This window comes from Escherichia sp. TC-EC600-tetX4 (genome assembly GCF_019356055.1).
In the GTDB taxonomy this organism is placed as follows: domain Bacteria; phylum Pseudomonadota; class Gammaproteobacteria; order Enterobacterales; family Enterobacteriaceae.
The window spans coordinates 151,537-177,820 of record NZ_CP079924.1 but is presented as its reverse complement, the minus strand read 5'-3'; the positions used below and the strand labels follow the sequence as shown (position 1 = coordinate 177,820).

General features: G+C 49.5%; 24 protein-coding genes, 1 tRNA gene and 1 other RNA gene. 10 read left to right on the top strand and 16 right to left on the bottom strand.

What is annotated here, in order from left to right:
• Nucleotides 1–187: 187 nt before the first annotated feature.
• The 6 genes from dppA to KXD89_RS00820 all read right to left on the bottom strand — a co-directional run bounded on the left by dppA (nucleotide 188) and on the right by KXD89_RS00820 (nucleotide 7,024).
• A complete protein-coding gene (dppA, locus tag KXD89_RS00845; protein ID WP_072647354.1) occupies nucleotides 188–1,795 on the bottom strand; it encodes a dipeptide ABC transporter substrate-binding protein DppA in 1,608 nt (535 codons plus the stop codon).
• Nucleotides 1,796–2,537: 742 nt separating this feature from the next.
• Nucleotides 2,538–2,671, bottom strand: a non-coding RNA gene (locus tag KXD89_RS00840) — RtT sRNA.
• Between the two features lie 34 nt (nucleotides 2,672–2,705).
• Nucleotides 2,706–2,782: transfer RNA gene (locus tag KXD89_RS00835), tRNA-Pro, on the bottom strand.
• Nucleotides 2,783–2,873: 91 nt separating this feature from the next.
• Nucleotides 2,874–4,565, bottom strand: a complete 1,692-nt coding sequence (gene eptB, locus KXD89_RS00830; protein WP_001269197.1) for a kdo(2)-lipid A phosphoethanolamine 7''-transferase — start codon at nucleotides 4,563–4,565, stop codon at nucleotides 2,874–2,876.
• Nucleotides 4,566–4,888: 323 nt separating this feature from the next.
• Nucleotides 4,889–6,097 (bottom strand): MFS transporter, encoded by a 1,209-nt coding sequence (locus tag KXD89_RS00825; protein ID WP_000189019.1) that lies wholly within the window; start codon nucleotides 6,095–6,097, stop codon nucleotides 4,889–4,891.
• Nucleotides 6,098–6,325: 228 nt separating this feature from the next.
• Complete coding sequence (locus KXD89_RS00820) at nucleotides 6,326–7,024, bottom strand: autotransporter outer membrane beta-barrel domain-containing protein (protein WP_001299523.1); 699 nt, start codon at nucleotides 7,022–7,024, stop codon at nucleotides 6,326–6,328.
• Between the two features lie 157 nt (nucleotides 7,025–7,181).
• On the opposite strand from KXD89_RS00820, the gene tag reads away from it, so the two are divergent.
• Together tag and KXD89_RS00810 are read left to right on the top strand one after the other, a co-directional pair.
• Nucleotides 7,182–7,745 carry a DNA-3-methyladenine glycosylase I gene (tag, locus tag KXD89_RS00815; protein WP_000438957.1) on the top strand — a complete coding sequence of 188 codons (564 nt, stop codon included), beginning with the start codon at nucleotides 7,182–7,184 and terminating at the stop codon, nucleotides 7,743–7,745.
• Nucleotides 7,742–8,182 (top strand): N-acetyltransferase, encoded by a 441-nt coding sequence (locus KXD89_RS00810; protein WP_000617473.1) that lies wholly within the window; start codon nucleotides 7,742–7,744, stop codon nucleotides 8,180–8,182. The genes tag and KXD89_RS00810 overlap by 4 nt, the downstream gene beginning before the upstream one ends.
• Here the strand turns inward: KXD89_RS00810 and bisC are convergent.
• Nucleotides 8,151–10,484 carry a biotin sulfoxide reductase gene (gene bisC / locus KXD89_RS00805; RefSeq protein ID WP_000013950.1) on the bottom strand — a complete coding sequence of 778 codons (2,334 nt, stop codon included), beginning with the start codon at nucleotides 10,482–10,484 and terminating at the stop codon, nucleotides 8,151–8,153. The two genes, KXD89_RS00810 and bisC, sit on opposite strands and share 32 nt — an antisense overlap.
• 152 nt (nucleotides 10,485–10,636) lie before the next feature.
• Between bisC and KXD89_RS00800 the strand changes: the two genes are divergently transcribed.
• Together KXD89_RS00800 and ghrB are read left to right on the top strand one after the other, a co-directional pair.
• On the top strand, nucleotides 10,637–11,296 hold the full coding sequence (locus KXD89_RS00800) for an OmpA family lipoprotein (protein WP_000747625.1): 660 nt from the start codon (nucleotides 10,637–10,639) through the stop codon (nucleotides 11,294–11,296).
• Nucleotides 11,297–11,399: 103 nt separating this feature from the next.
• Nucleotides 11,400–12,374, top strand: coding sequence for a glyoxylate/hydroxypyruvate reductase GhrB (gene ghrB / locus KXD89_RS00795; RefSeq protein ID WP_000805038.1), 975 nt, complete (start codon nucleotides 11,400–11,402; stop codon nucleotides 12,372–12,374).
• A gap of 49 nt (nucleotides 12,375–12,423) precedes the next feature.
• Here the strand turns inward: ghrB and KXD89_RS00790 are convergent, their stop codons facing one another.
• Nucleotides 12,424–13,134 (bottom strand): DUF3053 domain-containing protein, encoded by a 711-nt coding sequence (locus tag KXD89_RS00790; protein WP_000190516.1) that lies wholly within the window; start codon nucleotides 13,132–13,134, stop codon nucleotides 12,424–12,426.
• A 433-nt stretch (nucleotides 13,135–13,567) separates the two neighbouring features.
• Here KXD89_RS00790 and KXD89_RS00785 point away from each other — a divergent pair, with 433 nt between their 5' ends.
• The 3 genes from KXD89_RS00785 (at nucleotide 13,568) to ysaE (ending at nucleotide 14,561) form a co-directional block, all read left to right on the top strand.
• On the top strand, nucleotides 13,568–13,858 hold the full coding sequence (locus KXD89_RS00785) for an HTH-type transcriptional regulator (protein ID WP_000455798.1): 291 nt from the start codon (nucleotides 13,568–13,570) through the stop codon (nucleotides 13,856–13,858).
• A 280-nt stretch (nucleotides 13,859–14,138) separates the two neighbouring features.
• The gene (gene cspA, locus KXD89_RS00780) at nucleotides 14,139–14,351 is read left to right on the top strand and encodes an RNA chaperone/antiterminator CspA (protein WP_000014594.1); all 213 of its coding nucleotides are present in this window, start codon (nucleotides 14,139–14,141) and stop codon (nucleotides 14,349–14,351) included.
• A gap of 138 nt (nucleotides 14,352–14,489) precedes the next feature.
• A complete protein-coding gene (gene ysaE, locus KXD89_RS00775) occupies nucleotides 14,490–14,561 on the top strand; it encodes a protein YsaE (RefSeq protein WP_211180513.1) in 72 nt (23 codons plus the stop codon).
• On the opposite strand, the gene hokA is transcribed toward ysaE, so the two are convergent.
• Complete coding sequence (hokA, locus tag KXD89_RS00770) at nucleotides 14,538–14,690, bottom strand: type I toxin-antitoxin system toxin HokA (protein WP_001135732.1); 153 nt, start codon at nucleotides 14,688–14,690, stop codon at nucleotides 14,538–14,540. The genes ysaE and hokA overlap by 24 nt on opposite strands.
• A 79-nt stretch (nucleotides 14,691–14,769) precedes the next feature.
• Here hokA and KXD89_RS00765 point away from each other — a divergent pair.
• A protein-coding gene (locus tag KXD89_RS00765; protein WP_085947770.1) for an IS3-like element IS150 family transposase occupies nucleotides 14,770–16,139 on the top strand; the annotation gives its coding sequence in 2 pieces (ribosomal slippage) (nucleotides 14,770–15,250 and nucleotides 15,250–16,139; 1,371 coding nt in all).
• Nucleotides 16,140–16,417: 278 nt separating this feature from the next.
• Here KXD89_RS00765 and glyS read toward each other — a convergent pair.
• The 3 genes from glyS to KXD89_RS00750 all read right to left on the bottom strand — a co-directional run bounded on the left by glyS (nucleotide 16,418) and on the right by KXD89_RS00750 (nucleotide 19,802).
• Nucleotides 16,418–18,487: a glycine--tRNA ligase subunit beta gene (gene glyS, locus KXD89_RS00760; protein ID WP_001291772.1), complete on the bottom strand. Its 2,070-nt coding sequence runs from the start codon at nucleotides 18,485–18,487 to the stop codon at nucleotides 16,418–16,420.
• Between the two features lie 9 nt (nucleotides 18,488–18,496).
• Nucleotides 18,497–19,408, bottom strand: coding sequence for a glycine--tRNA ligase subunit alpha (glyQ, locus tag KXD89_RS00755; protein WP_072647355.1), 912 nt, complete (start codon nucleotides 19,406–19,408; stop codon nucleotides 18,497–18,499).
• Between the two features lie 94 nt (nucleotides 19,409–19,502).
• Nucleotides 19,503–19,802 carry a YsaB family lipoprotein gene (locus KXD89_RS00750; protein WP_000980107.1) on the bottom strand — a complete coding sequence of 100 codons (300 nt, stop codon included), beginning with the start codon at nucleotides 19,800–19,802 and terminating at the stop codon, nucleotides 19,503–19,505.
• A gap of 174 nt (nucleotides 19,803–19,976) precedes the next feature.
• Between KXD89_RS00750 and wecH the strand changes: the two genes are divergently transcribed.
• Nucleotides 19,977–20,972: an O-acetyltransferase WecH gene (wecH, locus tag KXD89_RS00745; protein WP_001182650.1), complete on the top strand. Its 996-nt coding sequence runs from the start codon at nucleotides 19,977–19,979 to the stop codon at nucleotides 20,970–20,972.
• A gap of 41 nt (nucleotides 20,973–21,013) precedes the next feature.
• Here the strand turns inward: wecH and yiaA are convergent, their stop codons facing one another.
• From yiaA to xylA, 4 genes are all read right to left on the bottom strand, one after another.
• Nucleotides 21,014–21,451, bottom strand: a complete 438-nt coding sequence (yiaA, locus tag KXD89_RS00740) for an inner membrane protein YiaA (protein ID WP_001296808.1) — start codon at nucleotides 21,449–21,451, stop codon at nucleotides 21,014–21,016.
• 45 nt (nucleotides 21,452–21,496) lie between these two features.
• Nucleotides 21,497–21,838, bottom strand: a complete 342-nt coding sequence (gene yiaB / locus KXD89_RS00735) for an inner membrane protein YiaB (RefSeq protein WP_001295228.1) — start codon at nucleotides 21,836–21,838, stop codon at nucleotides 21,497–21,499.
• A gap of 168 nt (nucleotides 21,839–22,006) precedes the next feature.
• A complete protein-coding gene (xylB, locus tag KXD89_RS00730; protein ID WP_000275334.1) occupies nucleotides 22,007–23,461 on the bottom strand; it encodes a xylulokinase in 1,455 nt (484 codons plus the stop codon).
• Between the two features lie 71 nt (nucleotides 23,462–23,532).
• Nucleotides 23,533–24,855 (bottom strand): xylose isomerase, encoded by a 1,323-nt coding sequence (gene xylA, locus KXD89_RS00725; protein WP_072647356.1) that lies wholly within the window; start codon nucleotides 24,853–24,855, stop codon nucleotides 23,533–23,535.
• A 365-nt stretch (nucleotides 24,856–25,220) separates the two neighbouring features.
• On the opposite strand from xylA, the gene xylF reads away from it, so the two are divergent.
• Entirely contained in the window at nucleotides 25,221–26,213 is a 993-nt protein-coding gene (gene xylF, locus KXD89_RS00720; protein ID WP_000694881.1) for a D-xylose ABC transporter substrate-binding protein, read from the top strand.
• The last annotated feature ends 71 nt before the right edge of the window (nucleotides 26,214–26,284 follow it).

Below are 26,284 nucleotides of genomic sequence, written 5' to 3'. Positions count from 1 at the left end.
AGGCACAGCGCCACCGGGTATACAGATTGTTGACAAAGTGCGCTTTGTTTATGCCGGATGCGGCGTTAACGCCTTATCCGGCCTACAAAATCGTGCAAATTCAATACATTGCAGAATTTTCGTAGGCCTGATAAGCGGAGCGCATCAGGCATTTTTGCCTTTGCCATCAGTCTTGTATGGCTTTTAATTATTCGATAGAGACGTTTTCGAAGTGATGTTTGCCTAATGGATCAACCACATAGCCTTTAACTTCTTTACGTACCGGTTCAAACACGGTGGAGTGAGCGATGATCAGTGCCGGAGCCTGATCGTGCATCACCACCTGCGCTTGTTTGTACAGTTCAACGCGTTTATTGTGGTCGTCGGTAGCACGCGCCGGTTGAATCAGATCTTCAAACGGTTTGTAGCACCATTTTGAGTAGTTGGAGCCTTGTTCAGAGGCGGCGCAGCTGAACAGGGTGGCGAAGAAGTTATCCGGATCCCCGTTATCGCCAGTCCAGCCCATCATTACCGTCTGGTGCTCGCCATCTTTCGCACGCTTGAGGTACTCACCCCATTCGTAGGTGACAATTTTGGCCTGCACGCCGACTTTCGCCCAGTCTGCCTGAATCATCTCCGCCATGCGGCGAGCGTTCGGGTTATACGGACGTTGTACCGGCATCGCCCACAGGTCGATGGAGAAACCTTTTTCCAGACCCGCTTCTTTCAGCAAGGCTTTCGCTTTTTCAGGATCGTAGGTGTAGTCCTGAACGTCGTCGTTATAGCCCCACATGGTTGGCGGGATCAGGTTTTTCGCTGATACGCCCGCGCCCTGATAAACCGCTTTGATGATCGCGTCTTTGTTCACCGCGTAGGTCAGAGCCTGGCGAACTTTCACGTCATCGAGTGGTTTTTTCTGCACGTTATACGAGAGATAACCGACGTTCAGCCCCGGCATTTCCATCAGATTGATGGATTTATCCTGCTTCATGCGAGCGATATCTGCCGGGTTCGGGTACGGCATCACCTGGCATTCATTCTTCTGCAATTTCGCGTAACGCACGGAAGCGTCAGGGGTAATAGAGAAAACCAGCGTATCGATCTGCGGTTTGGTGCCCCAGTAGCCATCAAACGCTTTGTAGCGGATACGGGAATCTTTTTGATACTGCTGTAACTGGAACGGACCGGTTCCGATTGGGTTGAGGTCCAGTTTTTCCGGTGTACCGGCTTTCATCATCGCATCAGCATATTCTTTTGACAGAATAGAGGCGAAGTCCATTGCCAGGTCAGCGAGGAACGGCGCTGACGGGCGAGTCAGCACAAACTGAACGGTGTTGTCGTCCACCTTTTTCACTTCACTGATCAGCTCTGGCAAGCCCATGCCTTCGAAGTATTCGTAGCTGCCGCCAGAAACTTTATGGTACGGGTTTTGCGCGTTTTTCTGACGATCGAACGAGAACACCACATCATCGGCGTTCAGTTCACGCGTCGGTTTGAATTCTTTATTGTCGTGCCACTTCACACCTTTACGCAGATGGAAGGTATAGGTTTTACCGTCTTCGCTGACTTCCCACTTTTCAGCGAGGCCCGGGATCACTTCGGTGGTGCCGATTTTAAATTCAACCAGACGGTTATAAAGCGGGACGGAAGAGGCGTCATAGGTGGTGCCGGAGGTAAACAGCTGCGGGTTAAACCCTTCCGGAGATCCTTCTGAGCAATAAACCAGAGTTTTAGCCTGAACACTTGCTGCGACGGTCATAGCCACCAGGCTGAGACCAAGCTTCAGCATCCCTGACTTTTTCAAGGAAATACGCATTATTCTGCTCCAATTGTGATGTTTGTTGTTTTAACCCTTTGCAGTGGGTTGTCGCTGCCTGACCTTTTTTGTTTTTTGCCCGGTCGGGTCAACGTTATGAGGTGGGGATGCCGTACTAATTAACATCAGTGTAACAGTGCGGATCCTCCATAAAATGCCCCTCGTGACCTACAATCTATCAACAGAATGTGAAAACGTCAATACAGCCAACCGGGATTTACACCAACGGTGAGAATCCACAAACAAAGATTAAAAAAACTTCAAACAGCTATTTGCAGCAGAGAAATTTGTGCTACTCCAACATGACCAGAACAATCAGCTTAATATTTAGCAACATTTGGTGATTAAGTTTTATGCATTTAATGAAAAAAATCTGAGGAAAAGGTGGATATCTGAGCGATTAATACCATGAACGCTAAAACGCACAGCGGAAAATGCCAGGGCCAGCCATAAGTAACGCAAAAAAAGATTTAAGCAAATATAAAAAAAGACAATGGTTTCTGTCACAAATCCGTTAATGGATAGTGAGATATGGGGCGCAAATTTGGCAGGGAAATGTGTGTCGTGTAGGTCGAATAAGGCGGTCGCGCCGCATCCGACAATGGCCGGCACATTTGCCTGATGCGACGCTGACGCGTCTTATCAGGCCTACGTCGAGTCGAACCTCCCTGCCCCCGGAGGTTCTCATCCTCATGAGCTGCAGATGCAAAAAAGCCTGCTCGTTGAGCAGGCTTTTCGAATTTGGTCGGTGATAGAGGATTACTCGCCACTTCGTGGCTCGCCCTGCGGGCCGTTGCTGGCGCAACGTTCTCTCGCTTCGCTCGAGTCGAACCTCCCTGCCCCCGGAGGTTCTCATCCTCATGAGCTGCAGATGCAAAAAAGCCTGCTCGTTGAGCAGGCTTTTCGAATTTGGTCGGTGATAGAGGATTCGAACCTCCGACCCCTTCGTCCCGAACGAAGTGCGCTACCAGGCTGCGCCAATCACCGAATGCGGGGCGCATCTTACTGCGCAGATACGCCCTCGTCAATCCCTTAATAGCAAAATGCCTTTTGATCGGCGAGAAAGTCAGCAGGCCGCTTAGTTAGCCGCTGCCTCTTTTGCCTGCGGGATGTGACACCAGTTGTTGTTTTCGTTAATTCCACCATCCGGTGAAGTATAGCCAAGACAACCCATGATGGTATCGTACAGCTCTACGTGACGGCGTGGCACTTTCATGTCGGCTTCTTTTTTCAGCTGCGCAAACGCCTGCGCATTGGCCGGATTTTCCAGATATTTATCTGACATCCAGACCATCATCGGTACGCGGAACTGCTCCGGCGGTGCCAGTTCACGCGGCGTGCCGTGCAGGTGCTCGCGTTCATTAATTGACTCACCGTGGTCAGCTGCGTAGAACACAATCGCTTTCTTATCGCGAACCTGATCAATCACGCTGGAGATAAAGTGATCCACATAGGTCACCGAGTTGTCATAGGAGTTGATCATCTGCGCTTTGGTACAGCCGCTATCAACACCAATACATTCCGGCTTCCACTGCGCGAAGCTACGCGGATAACGCTGGGTGTAGTTAAAATGCGAACCTTTGGTATGCAGAATGATCAGATGCTTACCATCCGGGTTGCGCCCTAGCGATTGCTGCATTTCGTCTACCAGCAACATATCATCTACCGGCTTGCCACGATTACGTGGCTCCGCACCAATCTGCTCACGATAAGCAATGTTGTCCGCCATCGTGTTGCTGTAGAACCACATTTCGCTCTGCATAGCGTAGAGGTCAGAACTGAATCCTAACTGCTTCAGAACCGCGAAAATGTTCTGTTCTTTTAATGTGCGCTGCGGATTATCTTCCGCGCCCCCCTGACGTACAAACATGCAACGCAGTGAGAGTTTGGTTGCGGTATCACAGGAGTAACCACGGAACGCCGCCAGATTTTTCTCCTGGGCCAGTTTCGGCGTGGTATTACGCTCATAGCCGAAAATACCCATATGGTCCCAACGCGTGGTTTCACCGATGATAAACACGACATAAGTGTCATCAACGTTTTGCGGTGCCTGATAAGTGAATTTCTTCGCCGGATTAAGCAATGAATTATTATCGGAAGATTCATCGACCCGCGCCCAGGCATACAGCCCCAACGCAGAAAGCCAGTTTGATGGCAGATAAGAGTTCGCTACGACACCGCCATAACTCGGCAAATCAACGCCGGTCGCCCTCTCCACTTTCTTCTGCTGGATATCCAGCAAACGAATCGGTGCCCAAACCATAATACCCGCCAGTACGACGACCGCCAGGCTGCGAATACGCTGCCCTGGGGTTCGCAGTTGTCGGAGCAAGGTGTAGCGACAGCGGTTATTCCAGATAAGGATAAGAGGCAATGCACTAACGGCGATTAACCAGAGAATAAAGTTCAGACCAACAACTTCTTTTGACAGGTCGATATCGGTGGTCATGACGGAAGCGATGATGCCATAACCAATGACCACATTAAGGAAGGTCATGTAATAGCTGGCACCTGCGGAAAAGAGCACCACCAGCGATGCCAGAATACGCCAGCTGCGGCGGCCAAACAGCGAAAGAAGACGTAGTAAAAAGAAGGTCACCAGTACGGTGGCGGCCAGTTCAACAACAGCAGAAATGCCTTTCCAGACGGTAAAATCGTGCGCATAGCTGCCGAAGCGGCGGTAAAAAACCGCGCCATTCATAAAAAGGCCAATATAGATTGCAAGCAAAAAGCTCAGCTTCTGCTGTGTAATCGATTTGATGTATCTCATGCAAACAAACCCTGGACAAACAGGTGATAACACCCTGCTTAGTGGCTTTTCAGGCCCGGCAGGGAAAAAGTGCGGAGGTAGTCAGATAAGTAAAATCTACACGCGCGAATAAGTAGACCACAGCAAAGGGAAAAAGTGTGGGGAAAGAGTGTGCATGAAGCACAAATTTACAAAAATGCAAGTTTGAAAAGAGACTTTAGCGTTACAAAAAGCAGTAAAAAGGGCCAGTTAATTGGCCCAAATTTTACGAGTCATTGTTTATACATTTCGTTGATGCGTTTGATGCACACGGAAGCTGAAGCCCAGTAGCTCGCGGCTGAGCATTAAAGGGAGCCATGCGCCTCACGCAACATTTTCTGCTCTGGCTGACGAATCGTCGTAGAAAGCGCCAATGACAGAATCAGCAGGGCGAAAATCACGTAGAAGGTCACATAGAAGCCGCCAAACAGTGAGGCGATAATCGAACCACAAATGCTACCGATACCGAAACCGAGATAAATCACACCGTAGTTTTTCGCCAGGTTATTGAGGCCAAAGAACTCACTGACCAGTGACGGAAAGACGGTAATAGTGCCGCCAAAGTTAAATGCCACGCAGGCAATCGCTGCAAAGAACGTCACTGCATTCAATGGTGCAAACAGCAGGGCCGCCATACCCACCAGCGATATCACCTGACCAATGGTAATAACACGGATACGGGCGATTTTGTCAGACAGAATACCCAGCACCAGACGACCTGAAAGGTTGGCGATGGAAATAACAGTGACTGCATTGGCTGCGGAAACCACATCAAGGTGTGCCAGACTTTGGGCGATATCTTTCGCTACCCCAATCACGTACAGGCCGCTCATGCAGGCGGTCAGGAACATTACCGCTAACATCCAGTACTGCGGTTTACGCATCGACTCTGCCAGCGTGTAATCTTTCTCCACCACACCATTGCTGGTTTTCACTTCCTGTTTTGGTGCGTCTTTCATTAACGTTGCGCCGAAAACAATCATCAACAGCGCAATCGCTCCCCAAATCACAAAGGTTTTTTCCAGACCGACCGTTTCCAGCAGCTGCGTGTCGATAAATTTGAAACCCAGGCTACCCAGACCATAAGAACCGATAGCGAACGCGGAGATCAGACCTTTACGCTCCGGGAACCACTTCACACAGTTAGAGAGCGTCAGCAGATAACCCGCGCCATCTGCCAGTCCCACCAGCACACCGGCGCTTAACCACAGCATCATCAGGTTGTCAGAATGCGCTGTCAGGAAGAAGCCTAATCCCAGCAAAATGCCGGAAGCCATGGTGACGCGTTTAACGCCAAAACGTTCCTGTAATTTGCCCGCAACAGAAGACGAAATTGCCAGCCCCAGACTTAACAAGCCGAAAGAGAAAGCGACCTGGCTTACCGGCGCATCCAGCTTGGCGGAAAGCGCGCCATTAAACAGGCTCCAGGTATAAACCGACCCCAGCGCAAACTGGGTAATGATAGTACCGATGAGTGTCAGCCAGCGGGTACGCTGATAATTTGAAGGTGTCATGGCAGTATTCCTGCAGTAATAAAAAGGAAAAATCTCTGCCGACAACCATAACGAAGTGCACTTTATGCCTGGGGAAAAACGGCATGAAATGCCATCAGAACGGAATGAAATGCCTTAGTTCAGGAATGAATGACGCGACAATTATTCACCAAATTTATTATTTGGTAAGTTAGCACCCACTATCGCCACAACTATTGTTATTTAATGGTTTCAATTGTGACTGTTACGTTAAAATCTGGCGCTAACCCCCATCGTATACAGATAGTCGCTATTATTAGTGGTATTTTCTGCCTGAGTTAGCGCGGCATAGGCGGCAATATTTTGATTGAGCAACATATCAGCGCCTACGGTGACATCCAGCCAGTTGCCGTTCTGGTTTGTCGCCGTCATCCGGCTCAGGCCTGATTGCGCCTTCCAGATATTCTCGCCAAATTGCTGGTTATAGCTGATTTGCGCCCAGGGTCGGAGATCGCCAAGCCGGGAGTCAACACGCCAGCCTAAGGTACTCACGCTGGCATGCCATAACGGATCGGTCAGCGTGGTAGTACTGTCGCCAAACTCGTTATACATCGAGGTGGTTGTGCCATCGTAATGTAATGCCGCGACCGGGCCGGTTGTAACCTGTTCATATAAAGGAAAATTCCAGCCCATACTCATACTGCTGGTCACATCCACAGGGGTTTCTTCCGCCAGATTGACTTCCAGTCCCAGCGCCCTTTGGCTACTTTGAATACGTTGCGACAAAATATCGTTGTAATCAGGTTGATGATCACTATCCCAGGTGTAACGCTCTGTGGAAAGTCCGGGTTGCGTATCAACGATATATTCTTGTTGCCAGGCGTAAGCTGTGTTGAGAAAAAAGGCACTGATTACCACGCTCGCCAGCAGGCTTAGCTGCCAGCGACCACCGCTTTTTTTTATGATCATTAACACGACTCCAGGGAAGAGCCGAATTCGGCAATATTATTGTCATTGTATGAAGGATATCGGGCATAGTAGCCCTGTATTAAATATTGACTTTTTCACCGATGCGTCAAGAAAAGCGGCTGAAATTTTTACGATCGGGTACATAGCGAGGGAAAGTATGGAACGTTGCGGCTGGGTGAGTCAGGACCCGCTTTATATTGCCTACCATGATAATGAGTGGGGCGTGCCTGAAACTGACAGTAAAAAACTGTTCGAAATGATCTGCCTTGAAGGGCAGCAGGCTGGATTATCGTGGATCACCGTCCTCAAAAAACGCGAAAACTATCGCGCCTGCTTTCATCAGTTCGATCCGGTGAAGGTCGCAGCAATGCAGGAAGAGGATGTCGAAAGACTGGTACAGGACGCCGGGATTATCCGCCATCGAGGGAAAATTCAGGCAATTATTGGTAATGCGCGGGCGTACCTGCAAATGGAACAGAACGGCGAACCGTTTGTCGACTTTGTCTGGTCGTTTGTAAATCATCAGCCACAGGTGACACAAGCCACAACGTTGAGCGAAATTCCCACATCTACGTCCGCCTCCGACGCCCTATCTAAGGCACTGAAAAAACGTGGTTTTAAGTTTGTCGGCACCACAATCTGTTACTCCTTTATGCAGGCATGTGGGCTGGTGAATGATCATGTGGTTGGCTGCTGTTGCTATCCGGGAAATAAACCATGATTCGGGAAGCGCAACGTTCAGAACTCCCCGCGATCCTCGAACTGTGGCTGGAAAGTACAACCTGGGGGCATCCCTTTATAAAAGCGAATTACTGGCGTGACTGCATTCCGCTGGTGCGGGATGCCTATCTTGCCAACGCGCAAAACTGGGTCTGGGAAGAAGACGGTAAGCTTCTCGGTTTTGTCAGCATTATGGAAGGCCGATTTCTGGCAGCGATGTTTGTCGCACCGAAGGCCGTCAGGCGCGGTATTGGTAAGGCGCTGATGCAGTATGTGCAGCAGCGCCATCCCCACCTGATGCTGGAGGTTTATCAAAAAAATCAACCGGCGATAAATTTTTACCAGGCACAGGGTTTTCACATTGTCGATTGCGCATGGCAGGATGAAACCCAACTACCCACATGGATTATGAGCTGGCCGGTGGTTCAAACGCTGTAAGTGTCAGTTCCGGACCGTTGTATTTTTCCAGCCATGCCAGCGCCGTATTACCCGCACAGCCATTCCCCAGCCGCGAGCTGGGGAGATCTTTGGTCAGCACGTTCACTGCGCCGTTTTTACAAATACCGTCAGCGGTTAAATCCAGATCCGGCCATGCCCCTTCGTGAATGCAAATCACGCCAGGTTTAATTCCCTCGCTAATGACCGCTCCGGCAAGAATTTGCCCGCGTGCGTTCCACAACCGAACAGTATCGCCATCTTGTATGCCGCGCTCCTGGGCATCGTCAGGATGAATGGTGACAGGCTCACGATTTGCCACCGCGTACAATTCGCGCAGAGAACTGTAATTCAGCTGGCTGTGCAGGCGGTGCGCCGGATGGGCAGAAAGTACCTGCAACTGTTCTGGTTCGGCATTGCCCTGCCATTCGTCCGGCTCCAGCCACATTGGATGCCCAGGGCAATCCGGGTAACCGTAATCGGCAATACGCTGTGAGAAGATTTCAATCTTGCCGCTGGCGGTTTTTAACGGATGCGCCAGCGGATCGCGGCAAAAATCAGCGAAGCGAATAAACCGCTCGCTGTCCGGGTTTTCCGGCATCTCAATTAACTGGTTGGCTTGCCAGAACTCAGCAAATGGCGGCAATTCAACCTGCTGGCTTGCCCCGCGCTGTCGGGCAACGTTATAAAACGTTTCCAGCCATTGCAGCTCACTTTTTCCTTCCGTAAAACGTGCATAACCGCCCTTCTCCCAGCGTTCACTTAACTCGGCAAAAACATCAAAATCATTACGCGCTTCATAGCGTGGCGGCACCACTTGCTTCATCGGCACCAGATGCTGATTACTGTAATCACCGGTCATGGTGAGATCATTACGCTCAAAAGAGGTAGTCGCAGGCAGAACGATATCCGCGTGTTTTGCCGCCGCCGTCCAGAAGCATTCAGAGATCACCACCAGCTCCGGTTTTTGCCAGGCACGGATCAGGCGATTGGTATCCTGATGATGAGTAAAGTTGGCACCGCCCGCCCACCAGATAAAACGAATATCCGGGAAATGTCGGTTCATACCGTTGTGTTGATATGCGCCACCAGGGTTTTCCAGTGCTTCAACAATGCGGGCAACAGGGATTTTATCCACCGCATCGCAGCCACCCGGCAAGCTGCCCTGCATGGAAGAGAGCACCGCAGAACGCCGCGTGGGGTTACCACCATTGGCAAAATGGTAAGAAAGACCAAAACCGCCGCCGGGTGTGCCGATTTGCCCCAACATTGCTGCCAGCGTGACGATCATCCAGTGTTTTTGCTCACCAAACTGTTGGCGCTGCATTCCCCAGCCTGCCATCAGCATGGTGGTATTTTGGTGGAAAATAGCCGCCAGCTCGCGGATTTTCGCTGCGCCAACACCACAAATCTCTGCTGCCCATTCGGCGGTTTTCGCTATTCCGTCACTCTCGCCCAGCAAATAAGAGGCGAAGACGGCATAACCTGTGGTGCAACGCGCCAGAAACGCTTCGTCGTGCCAACCATTTTCCACCAGCGTATGGGCGATCCCCAGCATCAGCGCAACATCGGTGCCCATGTGCGGTGCCACCCACTCCATTTTATCGCCAAAGAAATCGACGGTTTCCGATCGCATTGGATCAATGCAGATCAGCTTTTTCCCGCTGTCACGCAGTGCAGAAAAGTAAGAAAGCCCCTGCTCATCGGATGCATTCCACGCAATTTTCAGCGTATTGAGTGGGTTAGCACTCCACAGCACCACGACATCGCTATGTTCCAGCACCAGCGGCCAACTGGTCTGCTGTTGATAAACTTCACTACCACCCACGACATACGGCATGATCGCCTGTGCCGCGCCGGTCGAATAATCCCCCAGATGCCCGGTATAACCGCCTGCCAGCGCCATATAGCGTTGTAATAATGTCGAGGCCTTATGCAGCACGCCGTTTGAACGCCAGCCGTAGGAACCAGCAAAAATCGATGCCGGACCATAAGCCTCACGAATGCGTTTATGTTGTTGGTGAATAAGATCCAGCGCCTCATCCCAACTCACGCGAACAAATTCATCCTGCCCACGAATGCCTTGCGGGTTTTCCGGTGACGCAAGAAAGCCTTTTCGCACCATTGGAAATCGTACCCGCGTATTGCTGTGAACCTGGTCGCGAACCGCGCTCTGCAAGGAGTTTTCCATTCCTGTGGCTAACGCGCCACGCGAGCTAAACACGGTTTCGCCGTCGGTTTCAACCAGCATGGGCCCCCAATGGGCGGCAGTCAGAACGGAATATCGTGAGGATGAGTTGGCCAAACCGAAGACTCCTGAAAGGTTAGATGTATTGAGCAGTTAAATATTACTTACAAATTTCCGAGTATTCCCAGGAATAATCTTCATGTTCACGCGGCATAATCTCCCGCCACGGAACCCGTGGCAAAGAATAAAAAGGTTATTAAGGATTAACAATGAAGAAACGTGTTTATCTTATTGCCGCCGTAGTGAGTGGCGCTCTGGCGGTATCTGGCTGCACAACTAACCCTTACACCGGCGAACGCGAAGCAGGTAAATCTGCTATCGGCGCAGGTCTGGGCTCTCTCGTGGGCGCGGGTATTGGTGCGCTCTCTTCTTCGAAGAAAGATCGCGGTAAAGGCGCGCTGATTGGCGCAGCAGCAGGCGCAGCTCTGGGCGGCGGCGTTGGTTATTACATGGATGTGCAGGAAGCGAAGCTGCGCGACAAAATGCGCGGCACTGGTGTTAGCGTAACCCGCAGCGGGGATAACATTATCCTCAATATGCCGAACAATGTGACCTTCGACAGCAGCAGCGCGACCCTGAAACCGGCGGGCGCTAACACCCTGACCGGCGTGGCAATGGTACTGAAAGAGTATCCGAAAACGGCGGTTAACGTGATTGGTTATACCGACAGCACGGGTGGTCACGACCTGAACATGCGTCTCTCCCAGCAACGTGCGGATTCCGTTGCCAGCGCGTTGATCACCCAGGGCGTGGACGCCAGCCGCATCCGTACTCAGGGCCTTGGCCCGGCTAACCCAATCGCCAGCAACAGCACCGCAGAAGGTAAGGCGCAAAACCGCCGTGTAGAAATTACCTTAAGCCCGCTGTAATCCCTTTCATGCCAGGTGATGCAGAAATCACCTGGCATTCTTCAGTTTTCCTTCATCATATTTCAGGCTAAGGTGATCGCCTTATCAGTGAATGGAGAGAAGCATGAAGCCGTCCGTTATCCTCTACAAAGCCTTACCTGATGATTTACTGCAACGCCTGCAAGAGCATTTCACCGTTCACCAGGTGGCAAACCTCAGCCCACAAACCGTCGAACAAAATGCAGCAATTTTTGCCGAAGCTGAAGGTTTACTGGGTTCAAACGAGAATGTAAATGCCGCATTGCTGGAAAAAATGCCGAAACTGCGTGCCACATCAACGATCTCCGTCGGCTATGACAATTTTGATGTCGATGCGCTTACCGCCCGAAAAATTCTGCTGATGCACACGCCAACCGTATTAACAGAAACCGTCGCCGATACGCTGATGGCGCTGGTGTTGTCTACCGCTCGTCGGGTTGTGGAGGTAGCAGAACGGGTAAAAGCAGGCGAATGGACCGCGAGCATAGGCCCGGACTGGTACGGCACTGACGTTCACCATAAAACACTGGGCATTGTCGGGATGGGACGGATCGGCATGGCGCTGGCACAACGTGCGCACTTTGGCTTCAACATGCCCATCCTCTATAACGCGCGCCGCCACCATAAAGAAGCAGAAGAACGCTTCAACGCCCGCTACTGCGATTTGGATACTCTGTTACAAGAGTCAGATTTCGTTTGCCTGATCCTGCCGTTAACTGATGAGACGCATCATCTGTTTGGCGCAGAACAATTCGCCAAAATGAAATCCTCCGCCATTTTCATTAATGCCGGACGTGGCCCGGTGGTTGACGAAAATGCACTGATCGCAGCATTGCAGAAAGGCGAAATTCACGCTGCCGGGCTGGATGTCTTCGAACAAGAGCCACTGTCCGTAGATTCGCCGTTGCTCTCAATGGCCAACGTCGTCGCAGTACCGCATATTGGATCTGCCACCCATGAGACGCGTTATGGCATGGCCGCCTGTGCCGTGGATAATTTGATTGATGCGTTACAAGGAAAGGTTGAGAAGAACTGTGTGAATCCGCACGTCGCGGACTAAGCCGCGACTGCGTAGAGTAAAGCCCGATAATCGCTCGGGCTTTTACTCTTTATTGGGTTGCAGTAACTGCTGTAGTCCAGGCCTGATTAAACGCCTGATGCTGTGCCGGTAATGGCGCAATCAGTTTGTTATATTCACTTGCCTGCTGTGAAGTCGGGAACTGGATGCCATTTGCGACAAAGCTCACCTGAGTACCTTGCTGAGCAATGTAGTCTCCAACCATCACCAGTTGTTGCGTGAAAGTTTGTGCCGCCGGAATCAACGGTTGCAATGCATCAGCTGGCGTCGTTACCACTTTGGTGAATGCCTGATCAAAGACCGGTTTCAAATCATCGCTCTGTTTTAGCGCAGAGTGCGCAGCATCGGCCTGCAACTTCGCATTTTGCAGTTGTTGCGCCAGCACACCCAGCGAACCGTTCATTTCACGCAGCGGACCGCTTTGCGTAACGTAATCCTGCGGTACGCGAATTGCGTTAACGCTGTCTACAACCGGGCGCAGACCGGAATCCATCGCCTGATTCACCTGCTGAGAATAACCATACAGAATCGCGTAATCAGAGACAAAAGGACCAAACTGTTTTTTCTGATCGGCAGTCAGGGTTGGTAGACGTTCACCGCTACGCATCACTGTATTCTGCAGGAAGTCGATAAACGCTTTACGCTGATCGCCTTCTTTATCAAAACACCCACTCAGGCTAACTACCATTAATAACGCCGCAAGAGGCGCAAACCAGCGAGAGCAGGACTTTCCTGTCGCCATTTTCTTACTCCTTTCACCCAAAAAAAGCGCACAACGACACACGCGTGTCTGACGTGACAAGGATAGTCCAGGACAGGCTTGCAGGATACCCTTTCTACGTAATCTTCCTGGTAAAATCATGGAGAAAATGAAACAAGGTTAATTTGTTGTTTCATTGTTAAAAAATGATAGTGCCGTTGCCTTTTTTGTAGCCAGAGATTTACGCCTTCGCAGAAGGTTAGATTTTCGAAATCTTTACAATACAGGAGTGGTAAGAGATATATCGGCATTTATCAGATCGTTAGGTGGCTATAAGTCACGCTAAATGACAGGCTGAATCGAATCATAGCCAGAGCATGCCCTGACTTCACCCCGCTGTGTCTGCTTTTCCCGACTATTCTTAATGAGCTTCGATGCAATTCACGATCCCGCAGTGTGATTTGAGGAGTTTTCAATGGAATATAAAGATCCAATGCATGAGCTGTTGAGCAGCCTGGAACAGATTGTTTTTAAAGATGAAACGCAGAAAATTACCCTGACGCACAGAACAACGTCCTGTACCGAAATTGAGCAGTTACGAAAAGGGACAGGATTAAAAATCGATGATTTCGCCCGGGTTTTGGGCGTATCAGTCGCCATGGTAAAGGAATGGGAATCCAGACGCGTGAAGCCTTCAAGTGCCGAACTAAAATTGATGCGTTTGATTCAAGCCAACCCGGCATTAAGTAAGCAGTTGATGGAATAGACTTTTATCCACTTTATTGCTGTTTACGGTCCTGATGACAGGACCGTTTTCCAACCGATTAATCATAAATATGAAAAATAATTGTTGCATCACCCGCCAATTCGTGGCTTAATGCACATCAACGGTTTGACGTACAGACCATTAAAGCAGTGTAGTAAGGCAAGTCCCTTCAAGAGTTATCGTTGATACCCCTCGTAGTGCACATTCCTTTAACGCTTCAAAATCTGTAAAGCACGCCATATCGCCGAAAGGCACACTTAATTATTAAAGGTAATACACTATGTCCGGTAAAATGACTGGTATCGTAAAATGGTTCAACGCTGACAAAGGCTTCGGCTTCATCACTCCTGACGATGGCTCTAAAGATGTGTTCGTACACTTCTCTGCTATCCAGAACGATGGTTACAAATCTCTGGACGAAGGTCAGAAAGTGTCCTTCACCATCGAAAGCGGCGCTAAAGGCCCGGCAGCTGGTAACGTAACCAGCCTGTAATCTCTGCTTAAAAGCACAGAATCTAAGATCCCTGCCATTTGGCGGGGATTTTTTTATTTGTTTTCAGGAAATAAATAATCGATCGCGTAATAAAATCTATTATTATTTTTGTGAAGAATAAATTTGGGTGCAATGAGAATGCGCAACGCCGTAAGTAAGGCGGGAATAATTTCCCGCCGAAGACTCTTACTCTTTCAATTTGCAGGCTAAAAACGCCGCCAGCTCATAACTCTCCTGTTTAATATGCAATTCACACAGTGAATCTCTTATCATCCAGGTGAAAAATAAAAGCGTGAAACAAATCACTATTAAAGAAAGTAATCTATATTTCTGCGGCATTCCCAGCCTCCTGTGTTGATTTCCAACGAGTATGTACTGCACCCATTTTGTTGGACGATGAAATGGAATAGCCCCTAATATGTCAAAGCCAAAATACCCTTTTGAAAAGCGCCTTGAAGTCGTGAATCACTACTTCACAACTGATGATGGTTACAGGATCATCTCGGCACGTTTTGGTGTCCCCCGAACCCAGGTCAGGACATGGGTTGCCCTCTATGAAAAACATGGAGAAAAAGGTTTAATTCCCAAACCTAAAGGCGTTAGTGCTGATCCAGAGTTGCGTATTAAGGTCGTGAAAGCTGTGATCGAGCAGCACATGTCCCTTAATCAGGCTGCTGCTCACTTTATGCTTGCTGGTAGTGGTTCTGTAGCCAGGTGGCTGAAGGTCTATGAAGAGCGCGGAGAAGCTGGTTTACGCGCGCTCAAGATTGGCACCAAAAGAAACATTGCAATATCAGTTGATCCAGAAAAAGCGGCATCAGCATTGGAGCTGTCAAAAGACCGACGCATTGAGGATCTTGAAAGGCAAGTTCGATTTCTTGAAACGCGGCTTATGTATCTAAAAAAGCTGAAAGCCTTAGCTCATCCCACGAAAAAGTGAAAGTACTCAACGAGCTAAGGCAGTTTTATCCTCTTGATGAGCTTCTCAGGGCTGCGGAGATACCGCGCAGTACGTTTTATTATCATCTAAAGGCTCTCAGCAAGCCTGACAAGTATGCGGACGTTAAAAAGCGTATTAGTGAGATTTATCACGAGAATAGAGGCCGATACGGATACCGTAGGGTAACGCTGTCTCTTCATCGAGAAGGGAAACAGATTAACCATAAAGCTGTTCAGCGCCTGATGGGAACCCTCTCACTTAAAGCAGCGATTAAGGTCAAGCGATACCGCTCTTACAGAGGAGAGGTAGGGCAAACCGCCCCTAATGTTCTCCAAAGAGATTTCAAGGCTACGCGGCCAAACGAGAAGTGGGTTACCGATGTTACTGAATTTGCAGTCAATGGGCGCAAGCTGTATTTGTCTCCAGTAATAGATCTCTTCAACAACGAAGTTATTTCTTACAGCCTTTCGGAAAGACCAGTGATGAACATGGTTGAGAATATGCTCGATCAGGCATTCAAAAAGCTTAATCCTCACGAGCATCCTGTTCTGCACTCTGACCAGGGATGGCAGTATCGTATGAGAAGATATCAAAATATCCTTAAAGAACATGGTATTAAACAAAGCATGTCCAGAAAAGGCAATTGTCTGGATAATGCTGTGGTGGAGTGTTTCTTTGGAACCTTAAAGTCGGAGTGTTTTTATCTTGATGAGTTCAGTAATATAAGCGAACTGAAGGATGCTGTTACGGAATATATTGAATACTACAACAGCAGAAGAATTAGCCTGAAATTAAAAGGTCTGACTCCAATTGAATATCGGAATCAGACCTATATGCCTCGTGTTTAACTGTCCAACTTTTTGGGGTCAGTACAAACTTTGATTTATAGTCAGGTGGGGCTTTTCTCTGTCTGCCTTTCGGTGAATACCTGAGACAAACAGTCTCAAGCACCCGTGGCTATTCTAGCTTAATAAGTTTGTTTCTTCTCCTTGATATAATCCTAAAAAAATCTCATAAAATTAATATATGAGATAATCTTTATTCAGCAGAAGATTATTAAAGGTTGCTGTATTATTTAGCGATAAAAAAAGCCTGCCAGATGGCAGGCTATTTAATAACGGCGTTATTATTGCAACAGCGAAATATCCGCAACGCGCAGGAACAGTTCGCGCAGTTTCTCCAGCATGGTCAGACGGTTGATACGCAATTCTTTGTCATCAACCATGACCATCACTTTATCGAAGAAAGCATCAACCGGTTCACGCAGCTCAGCCAGTTCGACCAGCGCATCCTGGTAACGACCTTCCGTAAAGTACGGCTCCAGCTTGTCACGTAGCACCACAACCTGCATCGCCAGTTTAATTTCTTCCGGCTCTTTCAGGGTAGAGGCATTCACGCGGTCGCTCAGCACTTCGTCAGATTTCGCCAGAATGTTAGATACACGTTTGTTCGCCGCCGCCAGTGCAGCAGCTGCATCCAGGGTACGGAAATGCGATACCGCTTTCATACGGGCATCGAAATCAGCCGGACGAGTCGGACGACGCGCCAGTACCGCCTGGATGGTGTCAACGGTATAACCTTCGTCCTGATACCAGGCGCGGAAGCGACCGAGCATAAAGTCGATAACATCATCAACTACGTTGGCATTAGTCAGCTTATCGCCATACAGACGCACCGCTTCTTCGGTCAGCGTTTGCAGATCAAGGTTGAGGTTCTTCTCAACGATAATTCGCAGCACGCCAAGCGCGGCACGACGCAGCGCAAACGGGTCTTTGTCGCCTTTCGGATGCTGACCGATACCGAAGATACCCGCCAGGGTATCCATCTTGTCAGCAATCGCCAGCGCACAAGCTACTGGGTTGGACGGCAGGTCATCACCAGCAAAACGCGGCTGATACTGCTCATTCAGCGCCACCGCGACATCTTCCGCTTCGCCATCGTGACGCGCATAGTGCATCCCCATAACGCCCTGGGTGTCGGTGAACTCGAAGACCATGTTGGTCATCAGGTCGCACTTAGACAGCAGACCCGCACGGGTAGCGTGGTTAACGTCAGCGCCAATCTGTTCAGCAATCCAGCCAGCCAGCGCCTGGATGCGGTCAGTTTTGTCGCGCAGCGTCCCCAACTGTTGCTGGAACAACACGGTTTGCAGGCGCGGCAGGTTATCTTCAAGACGTTTTTTACGGTCGGTGTTGAAGAAGAACTCGGCATCCGCCAGACGCGGACGAACGACTTTCTCGTTACCGGAGATAATCTGCTGCGGATCTTTCGATTCGATGTTGGCAACGAAGATAAAGTTCGGCAGCAGTTTGCCGTCGTTCGCATACACCGGGAAGTATTTCTGGTCACCTTTCATGGTGTAAACCAGCGCTTCAGCCGGCACCGCGAGGAATTTCTCTTCGAATTTTGCGGTCAGAACGACCGGCCACTCCACCAGCGAAGCCACTTCTTCCAGCAGGCTTTCGCTTAAGTCAGCGTTACCGCCAATCTTACGCGCTGCTTCTTCGGCATCGGCTTTAATCTTCGCCTTACGTTCTTCGTAATCGGCGATGACTTTCCCACGCTCACGCAGAATTTCCGGATACTGATCGGCGTTATCGATGGTGAATTCCGGCTCGCCCATAAAGCGGTGGCCGCGAATCACGCGATCGGACTGAATGCCCAGAATGGTTGCCGGAATGACTTTGTCGCCCAGCAGCAGGGTCACGGTGTGCACCGGACGCACGAAGTGCACGTCGCTTGCGCCCCAACGCATCAGTTTCGGGATCGGCAGTTTCGCCAGAGAAGTCGCAACCATATTCGGCAGCAGTGCTTCGGTGCTTTCGCCCTTCACATGGGCGCGATACAGCAGCCATTCGCCTTTATCGGTAGTCAGACGCTCAGCCTGGTCAACGGTAATACCGCAACCACGCGCCCAACCTTCTGCCGCTTTGCTCGGTTTGCCTTCAGCGTCGAACGCCTGGGCAATCGCCGGGCCGCGTTTTTCGATTTCACGATCCGGTTGCGCTTCCGCCAGGTTAGCTACTTTCAGCGCCAGACGACGCGGAGCAGCAAACCATTGAACGGTGCCGTGTGCGAGGCCAGCGTTATCCAGCTCCGCAGTAAAGTTCGCAGCAAAGGACTCAGCCAGGCTGCGCAGTGCTTTTGGTGGCAGCTCTTCAGTGCCGATTTCCACCAGAAAAGTTTTCTCAGACATAGCCGCCTCTTACTTATCTTTGTTGCACATCGGGAAGCCGAGGGCTTCACGGGAAGCGTAGTATGCTTCTGCCACTGCTTTGGTCAGGGTGCGAATGCGCAGAATGTAGCGCTGACGCTCGGTGACGGAGATGGCTTTACGCGCATCCAGCAGGTTGAAGCTGTGGGCGGCTTTCAGAATACACTCGTAGGCTGGCAGCGGCAGCGGATTTTCCAGCGCCAGCAGCTGCTGCGCTTCTTTCTCGTACTGCTCGAAGCAGGTGAACAGGAAGTCCACATCCGCGTATTCGAAGTTGTAAGTGGACTGCTCCACTTCGTTCTGATGGAACACGTCGCCGTAGGTGGTTTTACCCAGCGGGCCGTCGCTCCAGACCAGGTCGTAAACGCTGTCTACGCCCTGAATGTACATGGCCAGACGTTCCAGACCGTAGGTGATCTCGCCGGTAACCGGTTTACACTCCAGACCACCAACCTGCTGGAAGTAAGTGAACTGCGTCACTTCCATGCCGTTCAGCCACACTTCCCAGCCCAGTCCCCAGGCACCCAGCGTCGGGTTTTCCCAGTTATCTTCCACGAAACGGATGTCGTGAATAGTCGGGTCCATGCCCAGCTCTTTCAGAGAACCGAGGTACAGCTCCTGAATATTGTCCGGCGATGGCTTAATGACCACCTGGAACTGATAGTAGTGCTGTAAACGGTTGGGGTTTTCGCCGTAGCGACCATCGGTCGGGCGACGAGAAGGCTGAACATAAGCAGCCGCCATCGGTTCTGGCCCCAGCGCGCGCAGACAGGTCATTGGGTGAGAGGTTCCCGCGCCGACTTCCATGTCCAATGGTTGAACAATGGTGCAGCCCTGGCGAGCCCAGTAATCCTGTAAGGTCAGGATCAAGCCCTGGAAGGTCCTGGTATCAAACTTTTGCATATTATTTCGTGCTGGATACGTGTGGATTTAAAGGAAGGGATCAGTATACCCGCTGGATGGAAGATATACAGTACGAAACGGGAAAAAGCAGGGCTTAACGCATGGAAAGATGCAAAAAATGGCCATCCGCGTCAAAAGAACAGACAAACTGCTCTTTACGGAAGGTATAACCGCGCATTTCATAGCTTCCCTGGAACTGTTCGAAGGCGGTGACGTCGATTTTTTGCTCGCCGGTGTTATAACGTTTTGCCGCCTGATCCTTGCATAACGCTTCCATATTCAACGAACGCAGAGGATCAACCTTTACCCGTTGTGCTTTCTGCACGGGTGACGGTATAGAACAACCCACTAGCACCATAAGCGCCATTGCCGGAAAGAAAGCGTTCATCATCATTAAATTACCGTCTGGTTTGCAGGTGAGTCTTATTATTTATATCGGTATAGTGGCTGATATCTTACGAATTTCCTTAAGCCTCTATAAGCTGTAGTGATAAAACTCAGATTATTCCAGTGCGCCAACCAAATGATTTATCGGTCAGACTTTTTTTAACCAGATACAGAGACACAGATGCAGCCCAAAATTTACTGGATTGATAACCTGCGAGGGATAGCGTGTTTAATGGTGGTGATGATTCACACCACTACCTGGTATGTGACCAATGCTCATAGTGTTAGCCCCGTCACATGGGATATCGCCAATGTTCTGAATTCTGCCTCTCGTGTCAGCGTGCCGCTATTTTTCATGATTTCCGGCTATCTCTTTTTTGGCGAACGCAGCGCCCAGCCGCGCCATTTCTTGCGTATCGGCTTATGTCTGATTTTTTATAGCGCAATCGCACTGCTCTACATTGCGCTGTTTACCTCCATCAATATGGAGTTAGCGCTGAAAAACCTGCTGCAAAAGCCAGTGTTTTACCACTTGTGGTTTTTCTTCGCGATTGCGGTGATTTATCTGGTTTCACCGCTGATTCAGGTGAAGAACGTCGGCGGAAAAATGTTGCTGGTGCTAATGGCGGTGATTGGCATTATCGCTAACCCAAACACAGTGCCGCAGAAAATTGACGGTTTTGAATGGCTGCCAATTAACTTATATATCAATGGCGATACTTTTTACTACATTCTGTATGGCATGTTGGGCCGCGCTATAGGGATGATGGACACACAGCATAAAGCACTGTCGTGGGTGAGCGCCGCGCTGTTTGCGACGGGGGTTTTTATTATCTCTCGCGGGACATTATATGAATTGCAGTGGCGCGGAAATTTTGCCGATACCTGGTATCTTTACTGTGGGCCGATGGTTTTTATCTGCGCAATCGCGCTATTGACTCTGGTTAAAAACACGCTGGATACGCGTACCATTCGCGGACTTGGCTTAATCTCCCGCCATTCATTGGGTATATACGGATTCCACGCCTTGATTATCCATGCGCTGCGCACCCGGGGAATTGAGCTTAAAAATTGGCCAATACTGGATATTATTTGGATCTTTTGCGCGACGTTGGCAGCGAGTTTGTTACTTTCTATGCTGGTACAACGAATCGACAGAAACAGATTAGTGAGTTAAGTAAAAGCCCGGTCACATTGGACTGACCGGGCTTACGTGAGTTATTCGCTGTATTCTTCCTGGGTAACCTGTGTTTCTTTTGGTGGGTTTATTCCGGCATCACGAATATTTTTCTGCACCGCTACTGCACCAAACAAGCTTAAGAAGAAAGCCAGTCCATAAAAACCTTTTTCGCTGAGTAATAATGTCGCATTCCACAGACCTACCATCAGTAATGCAACAGAGATAATAAAGACAGTCAGGCAGGTCATATAATAAATGGAAGTGGTCGGTATGCCTTCATACTTGTCCCGAACGGTCTTTTGATAAGACGCCGCAGAAAACAGTCCTAATACCAGTACGGCAAAATAATATCCTTTTTCATTTAACTGCATCTCTGCATTCCATAGCCCTAACAGATAGGTAACGATACCACCAACGAGAGCTATCCATGACACAATACTAAAGGCCGGTGAATAGGTTGATATTTTGTTGTCCATCACAGTATTCCTTTCATTCCTGAATATGTAAGAGCTTTATGTTGCTCATGCCGAGCGAAACAAACGCATTTGACCAAACAAGCAGACAAAAAAGGCGATGGGATAGATCACCATTTCATAAGTATTGATAGGTGCGTTTAAAACACCGATAAACAAGAGACCGATAGTGATTAACGCAACTAACTGGCAGATATGGGTAAAAAAATCATCCAGTTGCCCGAGTTTTTCTGCGCGAAGATATGCATAGTTGCCAAAAGTTGCTGTCATTAACACGCCAAGAAAATAGCCTTTTCCACTTAACAATGGGCATGAGATCCATAGCCCAACCAGATAAACCAGCGCCCCGACAACAAATAATAGTTTTGCCACAGTCTTTGAGGTTTTCATAACGATCTCCATATCTACCAGCGATACATTACGAGTAACCAACGAAAGACAAAACTGAAAAATGCCATTAACAAATGATTTTCAGAATAAATTCATACTAAATATTAATTAATTACTGAGATATATAGATGTGAATTATCCCCCACCCGGTCAGGCAGGGGATAACGTTTACGCCATTAATGGCAGAAGTTGCTGATAGAGGCGACGGAACGTTTCTCGTCGTGGCTGATAAGCGGCATAACGCTGCGCATCTGGTAGATGCGACTGTTCTAACGGTAGTTGCGGCAACAATTCAATGAGCGATTTCTCTGGATTCGCCGCGATCTGCGCCAGCCTTGCTGCGCCCAGTGCTGGCCCCACATCCCCCCCCGTACGGTAATCGAGCTGCTGACCGCTGATATCCGCCAGCATCTGACGCCAGTACTCACTACGCGCCCCGCCCCCAATCAACGTAACACTTTGCGGTTTAATACCGCAGGCATGCACGACATCCATGCCATCTGCCAGCGCATAACCCACGCCTTCCAGCACTGCTCGCGCCAGTTCATTGGGGCCATGTTGATGAGTCAAACCAAAGAAAACCCCCTTCGCCTGGGGATTATTGTGTGGCGTACGCTCGCCGGAAAGATAAGGCAGAAACCAAACTGGCTCGGCACTTTCATCAGCCTGTTGAGCTGCAGCGATTAAAGCTGGGACATTGCTCAGGCCGGTTAATTTCGCGGCCCAATCCAGACACGACGCTGCACTCAGCATCACAGACATTAAATGCCAACGTTGCGGTAGCGCATGGCAAAAGCTATGTACGGCGCTTTCTGGCTTGCTTAAGAACCCTTCGCTGACAGCAAAATAGACCCCCGACGTCCCCAGCGATAACATTGCCTGATTAGCATCAACCATTCCCACACCAACTGCACCAGCTGCATTGTCGCCACCGCCTGCGACAACTGGCACCGTCGCCATACCCCACGCTTTCGCAACTTCAGGTAACAAAGCACCAGTAATTTCGCTGCCTTCGTATAATGCGGGCATCTGGTCACGAGATAAGTCGCAAGCCTGCAGCATGACGTCACTCCAGTCACGCTTTGCGACATCCAGCCACATGGTGCCAGCTGCGTCAGACATATCGCTGGCAAACTCCCCCGTCATACGCAGACGCAAGTAATCTTTCGGTAATAATACTTTGTCGATTTGACGGAATATCTCCGGCTCATGCCGCTGAACCCATAGCAATTTAGGCGCAGTAAATCCGGGCATCATCAGGTTGCCGGTAATCACCCGCGATTGCGGAACTCGCGCTTCCAGCAAAGTGCACTCTTGCGCACAGCGCCCGTCGTTCCACAAAATGGCAGGGCGTAACACCCGTTGCTGAGCATCCAGCAAGGTTGCTCCGTGCATCTGGCCGGCAATACCCAATGCTTTAACGTCCTGCAGAGAATGCTGATCGCCCAGAGCTTTCATTGCGCGATCAGTTGCCTGCCACCACTGTTCCGGGTCTTGTTCCGACCAGAGTGGATGCGGGCGCGAAACGGTCAGCTTTTCCGTTTGCGCAGCAACCACCTCACCCTGCTCGTTGAGCAAAATAACTTTTACGCCCGAGGTGCCAAGATCTATCCCGATATACATATCGATCGTTCCTTAAAAAAATGCCCGGTATCGCTACCGATAACCGGGCCAACGGACTGCACAGTTAGCCGTTATTTGTCGAACAGATAATGGTTTACCAGATTTTCCAGTTGTTCCTGGCGACCACTCTGATGCACCGGAGACAAATGATGTTCCTGAGCATATTTGGCTAAATCTGCCAGTGACATTTGGCCTTTCAGGATTTGCTGGCCCAATTCGCTATTCCAGCCGGAATAACGCTGCGCGATGCGTTTATCCAGCTCGCCATCTTCAATCATGCGCGCTGCAATTTTCAGCGCCAGTGCCATCGTATCCATCGCGCCGATATGACCGTAAAACAGATCATATTTATCAGTACTTTGACGACGTACTTTGGCATCGAAGTTCAGACCACCGGTGGTGAAACCGCCTGCTTTGAGAATTTCATACATCACCAGCGCATTCTCTTCCACACTGTTCGGGAACTGGTCGGTGTCCCAGCCCAGTTGCGCATCGCCACGGTTGGCGTCGACAGAACCGAACAGGCCAAGCGCAATGGCGGTGGCTATTTCATGATGGAAAGAGTGACCTGCCAGCGTCGCGTGGTTAGCTTCAATGTTCAGTTTAATCTCTTTTTCCAGACCAAACTGTTTCAGGAAGCCATAGACCGTCGCGGCATCGTAATCATATTGATGTTTGGTCGGTTCTTGCGGTTTCGGTTCGATAAGCAACGTGCCCTGGAAACCGATTTTATGTTTATGCTCAACCACCATCTGCATAAAGCGGCCCAGTTGTTCACGCTCCTGACGCAAGTCGGTATTTAACAGCGTTTCGTAACCTTCACGACCGCCCCACAGGACATAGTTTTCACCGCCCAATTTATGGGTTGCTTCCATCGCTGTAACAACTTGCGTTGCCGCCCAGCTGAAGACTTCAGGATCTGGGTTCGTCGCCGCACCCGCGCCGTAGCGATGGTTTGTAAAGCAGTTGGCCGTTCCCCACAGCAGCTTCACGCCGCTCTCTTCTTGCTTGCCTGCCAGGACATCAACCATTTGCGCAAAATTATTGATGTACTCTTTTAACGACGCGCCCTCAGGGGAAACATCCACATCGTGGAAGCAATAAAATGGCACATGTAACTTGTGGAAAAACTCAAATGCGACATCTGCTTTACGCTTCGCCAACGCCAGTGCCTCACCAGGCTGCTGCCACGGACGATTAAACGCCCCCACACCAAACATATCCGCCCCGTTCCAGCAGAAGGTGTGCCAGTAGCAGGCGGCAAAACGCAAGTGCTCTTCCATACGCTTACCCAACACCAGTTCGTCGGGATTGTAGTGACGGAATGCTAACGGGTTTGAGGATTTTGAGCCTTCATAACGAACGCGATCGAGCTGGTCAAAATAGGCTTGCATATTGAACTCCATAATCAGGTAATGCCGCGGGTGATGGATGATGTCGTAATATTGGGCACTCCCTTTCAGTTGCTCAATTATGTTATTTCACACTGCTATTGAGATAATTCACAAGTGTGCGCTCGCTCGCAAAATAAAATGGAATGATGAAACTGGGTAATTCCTCGAAGAGAAAAATGCAATAAGTACAATTGCGCAACAAAAGTAAGATCTCGGTCATAAATCAAGAAATAAACCAAAAATCGTAATCGAAAGATAAAAATCTGTAATTGTTTTCCCCTGTTTAGTTGCTAAAAATTGGTTACGTTTATCGCGGTGATTGTTACTTATTAAAACTGTCCTCTAACTACAGAAGGCCCTACACCATGAAAATAAAGAACATTCTACTCACCCTTTGCACCTCACTCCTGCTTACCAACGTTGCTGCACACGCCAAAGAAGTCAAAATAGGTATGGCGATTGATGATCTCCGTCTTGAACGCTGGCAAAAAGATCGAGATATCTTTGTGAAAAAGGCAGAATCTCTCGGCGCGAAAGTATTTGTACAGTCTGCAAATGGCAATGAAGAAACACAAATGTCGCAGATTGAAAACATGATAAACCGGGGTGTCGATGTTCTTGTCATTATTCCGTATAACGGTCAGGTATTAAGTAACGTTGTAAAAGAAGCCAAACAAGAAGGCATTAAAGTATTAGCTTACGACCGTATGATTAACGATGCGGATATCGATTTTTATATTTCTTTCGATAACGAAAAAGTCGGTGAACTGCAGGCAAAAGCCCTGGTCGATATTGTTCCGCAAGGTAATTACTTCCTGATGGGCGGCTCGCCGGTAGATAACAACGCCAAGCTGTTCCGCGCCGGACAAATGAAAGTGTTAAAACCTTACGTTGATTCCGGAAAAATTAAAGTCGTTGGTGACCAATGGGTTGATGGCTGGTTACCGGAAAACGCATTGAAAATTATGGAAAACGCGCTAACCGCCAATAATAACAAAATTGATGCTGTAGTTGCCTCAAACGATGCCACCGCAGGTGGGGCAATTCAGGCATTAAGCGCGCAAGGTTTATCAGGGAAAGTAGCAATCTCCGGCCAGGATGCGGATCTCGCAGGTATTAAACGTATTGCTGCCGGTACGCAAACTATGACGGTGTATAAACCTATTACGTTGTTGGCAAATACTGCCGCAGAAATTGCCGTTGAGTTGGGCAATGGTCAGGAACCAAAAGCAGATACCACACTGAATAATGGCCTGAAAGATGTCCCCTCCCGCCTCCTGACACCGATCGATGTGAATAAAAACAACATCAAAGATACGGTAATTAAAGACGGATTCCACAAAGAGAGCGAGCTGTAAGCGTTACGCCCCAGCGCGGAGCGGGGGCGTGATTTCTCTCCATGCCGCGTGAATGAATTGGCTTAGGTGGA